Source organism: Bacillus sp. J33 (genome assembly GCF_000518885.1).
In the GTDB taxonomy this organism is placed as follows: Bacteria; Bacillota; Bacilli; order Bacillales; family Cytobacillaceae; genus Cytobacillus.
This window is the reverse complement of the sequence record NZ_JAEL01000146.1, coordinates 1-10399: the sequence shown is the minus strand read 5'-3', so window position 1 is coordinate 10399 and position 10399 is coordinate 1. Positions and strand designations below refer to the sequence as shown.

Annotated in this window: 11 protein-coding genes; 5 read left to right on the top strand and 6 right to left on the bottom strand. The window is 41.7% G+C overall.

The window, feature by feature from the left end; translation table 11 throughout:
• The first annotated feature begins 32 nt into the window (after window positions 1–32).
• Together L634_RS32340 and L634_RS33115 are read left to right on the top strand one after the other, a co-directional pair.
• On the top strand, window positions 33–458 hold the full coding sequence (locus L634_RS32340) for a tyrosine-type recombinase/integrase (protein WP_442852722.1): 426 nt from the start codon (window positions 33–35) through the stop codon (window positions 456–458).
• Window positions 459–714: 256 nt separating this feature from the next.
• A complete protein-coding gene (locus L634_RS33115; protein ID WP_232233855.1) occupies window positions 715–861 on the top strand; it encodes a tyrosine-type recombinase/integrase in 147 nt (48 codons plus the stop codon).
• Between the two features lie 47 nt (window positions 862–908).
• Here the strand turns inward: L634_RS33115 and mutL are convergent, their stop codons facing one another.
• From mutL to L634_RS0126985, 5 genes are all read right to left on the bottom strand, one after another.
• Window positions 909–2849, bottom strand: coding sequence for a DNA mismatch repair endonuclease MutL (gene mutL / locus L634_RS0127010; RefSeq protein WP_026585096.1), 1941 nt, complete (start codon window positions 2847–2849; stop codon window positions 909–911).
• 18 nt (window positions 2850–2867) lie between these two features.
• On the bottom strand, window positions 2868–5483 hold the full coding sequence (mutS, locus tag L634_RS0127005; RefSeq protein ID WP_026585095.1) for a DNA mismatch repair protein MutS: 2616 nt from the start codon (window positions 5481–5483) through the stop codon (window positions 2868–2870).
• A 160-nt stretch (window positions 5484–5643) separates the two neighbouring features.
• Complete coding sequence (locus tag L634_RS0127000; protein ID WP_026585094.1) at window positions 5644–6261, bottom strand: PH domain-containing protein; 618 nt, start codon at window positions 6259–6261, stop codon at window positions 5644–5646.
• A 321-nt stretch (window positions 6262–6582) separates the two neighbouring features.
• Window positions 6583–6972, bottom strand: coding sequence for a VOC family protein (locus L634_RS34050; protein ID WP_026585093.1), 390 nt, complete (start codon window positions 6970–6972; stop codon window positions 6583–6585).
• Between the two features lie 1026 nt (window positions 6973–7998).
• The gene (locus L634_RS0126985) at window positions 7999–8547 is read right to left on the bottom strand and encodes an outer spore coat protein CotE (protein ID WP_026585092.1); all 549 of its coding nucleotides are present in this window, start codon (window positions 8545–8547) and stop codon (window positions 7999–8001) included.
• A 337-nt stretch (window positions 8548–8884) separates the two neighbouring features.
• On the opposite strand from L634_RS0126985, the gene L634_RS31880 reads away from it, so the two are divergent.
• Genes L634_RS31880 through L634_RS0126970 form a run of 3 tightly spaced genes read left to right on the top strand, consistent with a single transcriptional unit; the run spans window position 8885 to window position 10022 of the window.
• On the top strand, window positions 8885–9262 hold the full coding sequence (locus L634_RS31880) for a hypothetical protein (RefSeq protein WP_051428429.1): 378 nt from the start codon (window positions 8885–8887) through the stop codon (window positions 9260–9262).
• Window positions 9263–9304: 42 nt separating this feature from the next.
• Window positions 9305–9613, top strand: a complete 309-nt coding sequence (locus L634_RS0126975) for a hypothetical protein (protein WP_026585091.1) — start codon at window positions 9305–9307, stop codon at window positions 9611–9613.
• Window positions 9614–9671: 58 nt separating this feature from the next.
• Entirely contained in the window at window positions 9672–10022 is a 351-nt protein-coding gene (locus tag L634_RS0126970) for a hypothetical protein (RefSeq protein WP_026585090.1), read from the top strand.
• Window positions 10023–10223: 201 nt separating this feature from the next.
• Here L634_RS0126970 and L634_RS33110 read toward each other — a convergent pair.
• Window positions 10224–10399 (bottom strand): transposase (locus L634_RS33110; RefSeq protein WP_157452370.1); only part of this gene is annotated, 176 nt, incomplete at its 5' end.

The window sequence follows — 10399 nt, the reverse complement described above, 5'->3', positions numbered from 1 at the left end:
CAGAAAGAACATTATTTAATCGATCTTGGTATATCAATAATCATATTATCCCAAGCCTTGGAAATTATAAAATGAATCAGTTAACACGGATAGAATATCAAAAATTTATTAATACCTTAGTTGAAAAAGGATACGCTAAAAAAACCATTCAGACGATTCATTCTATTTTTTGTACNGCAATCAATAAAGCTGTTGAACTAGAAATGGTTACACATAATAAGTATCAAGGGATATCGATCAAAGTTGAGGATGAAGAGAAAATCAATTATTTATCAAGAGATGAAGTAGAAATCTTCATGGATGCAGCTAAAATATCTCCATATCATCATTATATAATCGCATCGATTTTGCTCCGAACAGGAATGAGAAAAGGTGAAATGTTAGCCTTAAAATGGGAGGATGTTGATTTTGAAAATAAAACATTTCCATCACAAAAACGAGAAGTGATAATAGTGTAAAAAAACCAAAAACCAAATCAAGTAATCGCACAATTGGGATCGATAATACTTTAATTGCTGATTTAAAACAATTTAAATTATGGCAAAAGAAAAATAAAATGAAACATGGTGCCTATTACCATAAATCAGAGTTCTTAGTAAGGTGCCCAAACGGAAAAGAAATTGGAGAATACGGAGTCAACAAGACGATTGATTCTATTTTAAAAAAAGCAAAAACAAACCTTCCCCGCATGGATTGCGTCACACTCACGCAATTATGCTGCTAGAAAGTGGAGCAGATTTAAAGTTTGTTAGTGAACGATTGGGGCATTCAACTGTCAATATGACAGCCGATGTCTATGTTCATATTACAAAAAAATATGAAAATGAAAATTTACTAAAACTAGAGTCATATTTAAGATAAATGGGCAAAAAGTGGGCAAGGAGAAATTCTCCTTGCCACAAATCCCTCTACATCACACGTTTAAACATCTTTTCCATTTCATAAGTAGAATAATGAATAATTATCGGCCTGCCATGAGGGCATGTAAACGGGTCGGATGATTTCCGGAGTTCATCGAGCAGCGCCTGGATTTCATCATTGCGCAGGTGCTGGTTTGCTTTAATGGATGCTTTGCAGCTCATCATGATAGCCGCTTCTTCGCGCAGCTTTTTAATATCCACTCTCTTCATCGCTAGGAGCTGTTCAATCATATCCTCGATGATTTCCTGCTCCTCGCCTTTTGGCAGCCATTGCGGATGGGAGCGGACGATAAAGCTATTATGGCCGAATGGCTCCAGGAAAACGCCGACTTTTTCTAGCTCATCCTTGTACTCATTAATTTTAATATAATCATCTGTCGAGTACTCAAAGGTAAGAGGCAAGAGCATTTCCTGCAACTCACTTTCAACCTGGCCGACTTTATCCCTGAAGTATTCATACTTGATCCGCTCCTGGGCGGCATGCTGGTCGATAATATATAGGCCTCTGTCGTTTTGGGCAAAAATATACGTCCCATGCATTTGCCCGATCGGATATAGCGGTGGAACCCTGGATGGTTCCTCCTCTTTAGGAGGCCCAGCTAAAAATGAATTTAAGCCTGCAGCTCGAGGCTCTTCTTTCTCGAACAAATGCTGATCCTCTGCTGGAACGGGAAATTCTTCAGGCGGCGCTTCCTGAACAGTAACAGGTACGGATACAGCCTCTTCGGCGGTAAATTGGCTTGGATGAGCTGGATCAGGCTCCGCAGTTTCAAAAGCAAAGCTCTTTGGAGTGCTGCTTTGAACAGCCTCCTCCTTCCTTTCACGCACATAGGAAGGGGCAGCTGTTCTCCGCTCCTCCCGCTCCGGCAAATGGTCCAGATCAAGAGCAGTCTGCTCAGACTTCGGTTTCAGACTTTTCGGCTGCGTAAAACCGGACGGAATAAGTTCCTCCTTTTTAAACGCTGTCTTTAAAGCGCCTGAAACAAGCTCATTCAATTCATGCTCCTTGCTGAGACGGACTTCCATTTTGGATGGATGGACATTGACATCGACAAGCAGCGGATCCATTTCAATATTCAAAAGCACGATTGGATAACGGCCAATCGGCAGTAGGGTATGATATCCCTCCTGAATAGCTTTTGCCAGCGAATAGTTTTTGATAAAGCGGCCATTGATCATGGTGGAAATATAGTTGCGTGAAGCCCTCGTAATCTCAGGCAATGCTGCATAGCCGCTAATCTTAAAGTCTAGCGAGCTTGCTTCAATCGGAACCATCTTTTTCACGATATTAAGTCCATATATTGATGCAAGCACCTGACGGACATCGCCGTTTCCATTCGTTTGCAGGAGCTTGCGTTCATTATGGATCAGGCGGATAGCGACCTCCGGATGGGCAAGGGCGAGACGATTGACCACATCGGTAATATTGCCAAGCTCGGTGTGAATCGTCTTCATGTATTTCAACCGGGCCGGCGTGTTAAAAAATAGATCCGTCACTGTTAAATCTGTCCCTTTTCGGCCGGGTGCTTTTTCCATCACTTCGACTTTTCCGCCTTCAATGACCAGGCGTGTGCCGGCATCCCCTGTGGAGGTTTTCATTTCAATTCGGGAAACCGACGCAATACTCGGCAATGCTTCGCCGCGGAAACCGAGCGTGCGGATGCGGAAAAGGTCATTTTCGTCTTTAATTTTACTGGTGGCATGGCGATGAAAAGCGTTCAGCACATCGTCTTCTTCTATTCCGTCCCCATTATCGATTATGCGGATTTTTGCCAGGCCGGCTTCTTCCACTTCGATTTCGATAATCGTGCTTCCGGCATCAATTGAGTTCTCCATCAATTCCTTTACAACTGATGCAGGGCGTTCAACCACCTCGCCCGCCGCTATCTTATTTGAAAGCGAATCGTCAAGCTGAATGATTTTCCCCATCTCATCACCCCCTGTTTGTTAGTTCTTTAGCTTTTTGTGAAGTTCATACAATGTATTCAAGGCCTGCATTGGCGTCATATCAAGGATATCAAGCCCTTTTACTTTATCAATGATCTTCTTTTCCTTGGTGCTGATCGAAGATTTCTTTACTTCTTCAGGCTCCTCAAAAAATGATAATTGGGAAGCAGGCTCTTCAATTTTCTCAGCTGCAGGCATACGAGTTTCCTGCTGTGGAACAGCGTTTGCCCCGGAATCTTTTGACTCCAGCCCTGTCAATATCTCATTCGCTCTCACAATCAGCTCATTCGGAAGCTCGGCAAGCTGGGCAACATGAATCCCATAGCTCTTGTCGGCTGCCCCTTCCTTGATTTTATGAAGGAACACAACCCGGCCGTTTTGCTCGACTGCACTGACATGAATGTTTTTCACCTTTTGCAGCTCTTCCTCCAGAACTGTCAATTCATGATAATGGGTAGAGAATAAAGTCTTCGCACCAATCCGGTTATGAATAAACTCAATGATGGCTTGTGCCAATGCCATTCCATCATATGTTGAAGTTCCGCGGCCAATTTCATCAAATAAAATTAAGCTATTTTGTGTTGCGTTCACAATTGCATTCCTAGCTTCAAGCATTTCAACCATGAATGTGCTCTGGCCTGAAATCAGGTCATCCGCAGCTCCAATTCGGGTAAACACTTGATCAAAGATCGGCAGAACCGCCTCAGATGCGGGAACATAACAGCCAATTTGCGCTAAAATTGCGGTCAGTGCGATTTGGCGCATATACGTACTTTTACCGGACATATTCGGGCCTGTGATCAAAAGCATTTCCCGATCGGCATCCATATAGCAGTCATTCGGCACATACTCCTGTGCGTTCATCACCTTTTCTACTACAGGGTGGCGGCCATCTTTAATATAAACTCTTCTTTCATCTGAAAAACTAGGCTTTGTATAATGCCTTTGCTCACTGACTGCAGCAAAGCACTGGAGAACATCCAATTCGCTCACTGTTTTAGCGAGCTTCTGCAATCTAGGAATATATTCTTTTACATATTCGCGGACATTAGTAAAAAGCTCATACTCCAGCTCAACACACTTCTCCTGCGCTTCCAGGATTAATGCTTCTTTTTCCTTCAGTTCAGGTGTAATGAACCTTTCCGCATTAGTCAGCGTCTGCTTTCGCTCATACTGCCCTTCTTTTAGAAGATGCAAGTTCGCGCGGGTTACTTCAATATAATAGCCAAAAACACGGTTGAAGCCAATTTTTAAGGATTTGATGCCTGTTTTTTCCCGCTCCTGCTTCTCAAGCTGGGCAATCCATGTCTTCCCATTTCGGCTTGCATCACGGTAATTGTCCAGCTCGACATTATAGCCGTCCTTAATGATGTTCCCATCTTTCAATGATAGCGGCGGATTATCCATAATGGCATTTTCCAGTGTATCCGTGACTTCCTCACAAGCATCGAGCCTCTCAGCCAGCTTCACTGCTTCTTCATTTGGAAGAGCGATGACCATTTCTTTTAAAATTGGTATCTGCTGCAGCGACCGTTTCAGCTGCACTAAATCACGTGCATTAACATTTCCAAATGCCACCCTTCCTGCAAGACGCTCTAAATCGTATACTTCCTTAAGCTTTTCGCGTATTTCTTCTCGTTCAAAATAGGAGCCGATGAAGGTTTCTACAAGTGAATGGCGGCGCTTGATTTCTTTCTCATCAATCAAAGGCCTGTCTATCCACTGTTTTAAAAGCCTTCCGCCCATAGCTGTCTTTGTTTCATCCAGGAGCCATAGGAGTGAGCCCTTCTTGCCTTTGCTCCTGATGGTTTCTGTGAGCTCCAGGTTCTTTTTCGAAAAGTAATCAATTTTCATGTATTGGTTAATCTGATAGGTTGCTACTTTTTGAAGGTGGTCAAGGCTTCTTTTTTGCGTACGATAAAGGTAATTAATTAATCTTGAGGATGTTAGTCTAAGCTTGTCCTGATTTAAATCAGACAGCAAGTTTTCAAAGGAATCGCGAATCTCGCAATCATCTTCAATTGAAATCGCCAGACCCGACCGCTCTTTCATTTTCCTCTGCCATTCGCCGTTAAAATCAGAAGCAAGAACCACTTCTTTAGCCCTTGACAAGGAGAGTTCATTTAAGACTTCCTCAAAACCGCTGCCCAGCATCGTTACCTTCGTTTCACCAGTTGATAAATCGTTAGTGGCAAAGCCAAACGTCTCATCTTCAAAGACAGAAATCGAAGCAATATAATTATTTTCTTTTTCCTGCAGGCCTTTGCCTTCCATCATTGTTCCAGGCGTAATCAGCTGTACAACTTCACGTTTTACAACTCCTTTTGCCTGTTTCGGATCCTCTGTCTGTTCGCAAATTGCCACTTTATATCCTTTTTCAATCAATTGTTCAATATAAACCGGTGCCGAATGATATGGCACGCCGCACATCGGAATCCTCTCTTCCGTGCCGCCTTCCCGGCTTGTTAATGTAATTTCCAGCTCCTGTGATGCTTTCAGCGCATCATCAAAGAACATTTCATAAAAGTCACCTAAGCGAAAAAATAAAAAGGCATCCTGATATTCTGCCTTTACTCGTAAGTATTGCTGTATCATAGGCGTGTATGCTGCTGCCATAACTTCCTCCAACGATCTATAATCTATTATTTCCATGCCAGTCATCAAAGATTCCCTTTGAGAACGTCCTTTTTATTATAGCATAGATTGCTGGATGACTCAGACGTGCAAAATTTGGGGCTAAAAAACAGCTCCCCTTCCAGAGAGCTGCCAAATAATCTTAGTTATTAATATACTTTTCAAAAACATAGCCAAAGTCTTTTACATTGTACTTCTTGCGGCTATTCATCAGCCAATTGAAGGCTGTTTCATTTAGTACACGGAAATTATCTACCACGCTGGAATCCTGGGTGGAAGAAGATCGGCCCAATGTGCTTGCAGCAAGGTTCAAGCTTTTTTCTGCATACTCCATGGAAACTTCATTTTCTCGGCAAATTTCAGAGATGCGGATTAACGCTTTATATAAATCTTTCAATTCTTCAATATGCTTTTTATGTACGTCGATCGAAAAAGCTTCTGAACCAATAACAAATTTAATTTCAATATCCAAATCGACTGTACCGGCTGTTTCAAGCAAAACATTGGATATGCTATATTCTCTATAGCTATAACGCTTTAGAGTCCGCTTCTTGCTGACAGCGCTTGTTCCATCTAAGTGAATAAGCGCCTTATTCGTGAAGCAATATTCATCTGTTTTGGATTTAATCAGGAAATAAATCTTTTCATTATCTTCATGAAGGACATAATCATCCGCATCGACTTTATCATAATCTGCCGGCTGAATAACACTTCCTACATCACTTATTCCCAACACGTCAGAGGCAACTTTTTTAAACATATACCCTCAACCTTTCATCAGTCATTTTACTACTTTGCTATTTTAACATATTTAGGAAAATGATAGGCTATCCTTTTAAAAATTTTTGTTCTGTTCAGCTTGCCGGCTGAATTCCATTCAGGCGAAGTGAACGGCTGGCGGTCTCTCTTGATCTCGCATCTACATTGGAACATTGGATAATCATCCACGAAAAAAACACCATACAAAGGAAATGCGATTTCATATTCGAAGAGTCTCTGGCCACCCTATCCAGTCAGCAGATTGCCATAATCAATAATAAGCTTGATAAAATATCAAAAAAACTGCGATTGAAGAAACGCACTAGATCCCTGCTGTATTCATTAAAACAATCCGCCAGCCATCCGGATCTTCAATCGTTACGCCGCCTCTGCCCCAATAGGGATTTTCCGGTTCCGACTGGCCATACCCCATATCGGAAAGCCGTTTTACAATCTTATCCCGCTCAAAGCGGTTCGCAACATAGAAGACCAATAGATGCTCCTTTGTTGGCTTGGGCAGAACCATTTTTTCTTCAGATTGAGTGAATTCCATATGGTACTGGCGATCCGGCAAACCAAGCATGATACCGTCATAGCCTTCATGATGCCAAAATTCTCCCACCCTTTCCAGCCCAATTCCGATTTCATAGAAGTCATTCAGCTTATCCAGCTGATTAGTTGGCCTGGCAATGCGAAATTGAACGGCAGGCACACTTCCTGCCCATTCCTTCCTGACAATGATTTCATAGGGATATTCATCGGGCTTCCAAGCAGCCTCTCTTTCGCCTGAAGCAACGATTTTAATAGGAGAAATCACTGCCTGCCTTTCCGTCGGGTACCATTTGCGGCCTTCCTTTACTAAAACAAAGACCCCTTGAGTGTCTCCATAAAAAGCAAATGTATCGCTGGAATCGATTTGTTCGTTTTTTAAATATAAATTTAAATTTTTTTCCATACGGGCTACATCCCGAACAGGCAAGCCGATTTCACCGACATCATGCCAGCCATTCGTTTTAATTTCTCTTCCTAAAAACGGACGTTCCAGCATTTCAATGATATTACCGTCCGGATCCACAAAATAAGCCTGTTTTCCTTTCCAAAACATGCTGTATTCGCCATGTCCATTTGGCAAAAGGACACTTTCCTGGCCCAGCTTTTCAAACATATAGTCATAATAATCTTCATTTGTCCGAAAACATACATGATAAAAAGGAATCGCAGCATCCTTTTCAAAATAGATTTTCGTTGTACCAGCCATTATTGTAAAATAATTTTCTGACTCAGCTATTAATTCCATTTCCAGAACCTTTGTATAGAATTCTTTCATTCTGTCTAAATGATGGCATTTTAAATTTAGCTGATATATTTTCATCTTTTTTCTCTTCCCTTCTCGTTTTTCTATATCTCCATTTTAAGGAAAGACTCAGCTGATGAATTCAGACTATAGACTGAGGAACACGTCGTCAATTCGCTTGATATCAGGCGGACTTCTATACAAAAAAGAAAGGCTCTATTAAACTTGAGTGCTAATTACTGCTGCAAACTGAGGGGTCTCCTTTGGATTGGCTATTCCGGAAGGACTTTGAATATGCAACCCCCGAGTTTAAACCGAACACCGCTCAAAAATGCAATTTCGCGGGATTAGCACCTTCCGCTCCAATCAGCACAGTGCTAAATCAATATTCTGCATTAAAACAGCCAAAAGAAAAACTAGGAAGCAAAACCTCCTAGTTTATATTTACTCTTCTTCAGTTCCAACTAAGAAATCTGGATTTAAATCCTCGAATTCTTCATCATCTACGTCAAGGCCCCAAACGTCGTCATCGTCGCAGTCGCATTTGTCTGGATGAACGGCTACACAAACTTTTGTTTCGCCGATCACTTCGACCATGAACTCCCTTTCAACAGTGACAATGATTTTGTTTCCGTTCGGAGAAATGACCGCTTCACAGCAATTTGGCTGCTGCAGTACGCGGGCGATGACATCATGGTCATCCAAACAGTCCGGATCACGGTATTTCAACTTAATGACATCTGTATACTCAACCCGTTCGGTAACAACTTCGGTTTTTGTATTATTGTTGAAGGAGTACCAAACGTTAATGTCATAATGGCCGCAGATTTCTACTGTTTTTCCAACCTTTTTCGCCTCGTACGTATGGTTTATGATCCAGCAGCCAAGTATGCTTGACGGATGGTGTGATGGGCAGATCGTATGATTGGACTGTGTAAATTTACGTCCTTTCGCAACGACCGCCTTCGTTATAATCTCTCTGTAGTCTCCCATTGCGAGCGAACCCTCCTCATTCATTTTCATTTCATCCTATGCGGGATATTAGACTAGTGTGCGATAATTTTTGATGAATGTTAGGCAAAAGTATTGGCATGATTTATAGTATGCCAGGGCCGGGCGAATGTTCCGGTTTCGGCATTTTGCATTGGAGGATTCGATTGCGCTTCTGCGGATTTCCGTACCACTCGTTCATAAATGAGGCAAATGCCTAGGTTTAAATGGCTCCCTTTAGATATGTATTTGAAAATTGCACGTTTGTCCTACTGTATTAGCGGAAACAGCTTGGCTTATTCATCAATATACTAAACTAATGAGAAGGAGGTGAACAGGAATGGCAGACAAGGAGAACTCGAGTTATAAAGTTTCAATCAATGGAAAGAAGCTTTCAGGAGAAGAAGCGAAGGTATATGCAGAAAAAATGGCTGCTAAATTAACAGATTCATTGGGCGGCTTATACGCCAAAGGACTGAATAAAGTCCAATCAGACGAGTTAAGGGAAAGTGTTCAGGAGGCTATTAAGCCATTGAAAAACTTGGAAGGGCTCTTCACGAAAAATTCCTCCGGGATCAGCAATATGATTCCTGCATTAAAAAATCTGCTGCCTGTTGTAGAAACATCGGAAGATTATAAACAGATAAAATTATCGGTTGATGGTAAGACACTATTAAATATGATCTTTCAGATCTTACGAACAAAAAATCTTAACTGAATAAATGAATCCTGCTTCTATAAACTGGATGAGGTGATATCTATGCTCTCAAGATGCCATGACGATCATGAAAACAAAAGCGTAATCCCTAAAAGCGGTGCTGTGAATGGAGCTGACAGCGGCAACGAAGCTGAAGCTTTCACTTTTGCTGCACAAGCAAACCTGCCCCAAACAAACCTTAACGGCCAGCTGCCAATCGCTGCTGGCGGATTCGCCATCAATGCTGCGCTAATTAACATTCCAATTCTTTCAGCTCAATACAACATTGCAAACGGCGGCGACTCAACGGCTATTGCTGTTAACGGCACTGCCCAGCAGCAAAGCAACAAAGCGAAACCTCAAAAAAAATAAAAAATGTACTATTCTCTATGCAGTCATGATTATGTCCAAAAAGAAGGGAGGGAGTACCATGCTAAATAACAAAGTCCAAAAGCTGGATCTTGATCCAGAAGTTCTTAAACAGCTGGGTATTCCAGAGGAGCTCATTATTGCTGCAGCAGAAGCTGGAATACCTTCTATAAACAATCATGCCGCAGGCGGAAAAGGCGGACGCGCTATAAACCTCACATATGTCGATAACTACTCAACATTGCTTCTTGTTTACACTTTTCTCCTAAACTTTTTGGATAGAGAATCAGATGATGCGGGAACGAAAATGCTAAATCAGTCCCTTTTATCAACACTTAATGCTGCACTTATTGAACAGCAGGAATACCGCAAAGAGTTTTTAAAAGCAGTAGAATTACTGCGCAACCAATAGGATGGCCTTCCACAACCCATGGCCAAAACTCTTTTCCTCCCTTAAAATAGAACGTAAAAAAGAGGTTGACTCAAAAGGTCGTTGAACGACGACTCTTTTGAGTCAGTTTTTTATTTTGAGATCATTTTGTCCTCAATTTCGAGTAACTTATTCAAAATTAGGAGAGATATCCCNATTTATCCTCCTAAACCTTCACTCTTTTTACCTGTTTTGTAGAAGATCATCCCACTTTTTTAAATTGTGGGCAACACAAATAAGACCCCAATCCGTGGTGTTTTTGGATAGGCCTCTTAGAGAAAACCGGTTGAATTTTCGGTTGTGTTTAATTTGTCCAAAGACGGGCTCGACATCTATTTTTCGGCTTCTGTACTTTTTAT

Excerpts from the sequence above, each read along its gene's own strand:
- L634_RS33115 (WP_232233855.1), top strand. The coding sequence starts at position 715 with ATGCTGCTAGAAAGTGGAGCAGATTTAAAGTTTGTTAGTGAACGATTG.
- mutL (WP_026585096.1), bottom strand. The coding sequence starts at position 2,849 with ATGGGGAAAATCATTCAGCTTGACGATTCGCTTTCAAATAAGATAGCG.
- mutS (WP_026585095.1), bottom strand. The coding sequence starts at position 5,483 with ATGGCAGCAGCATACACGCCTATGATACAGCAATACTTACGAGTAAAG.
- L634_RS0127000 (WP_026585094.1), bottom strand. The coding sequence starts at position 6,261 with ATGTTTAAAAAAGTTGCCTCTGACGTGTTGGGAATAAGTGATGTAGGA.
- L634_RS0126985 (WP_026585092.1), bottom strand. The coding sequence starts at position 8,547 with ATGGGAGACTACAGAGAGATTATAACGAAGGCGGTCGTTGCGAAAGGA.
- L634_RS31880 (WP_051428429.1), top strand. The coding sequence starts at position 8,885 with ATGGCAGACAAGGAGAACTCGAGTTATAAAGTTTCAATCAATGGAAAG.
- L634_RS0126975 (WP_026585091.1), top strand. The coding sequence starts at position 9,305 with ATGCTCTCAAGATGCCATGACGATCATGAAAACAAAAGCGTAATCCCT.
- L634_RS0126970 (WP_026585090.1), top strand. The coding sequence starts at position 9,672 with ATGCTAAATAACAAAGTCCAAAAGCTGGATCTTGATCCAGAAGTTCTT.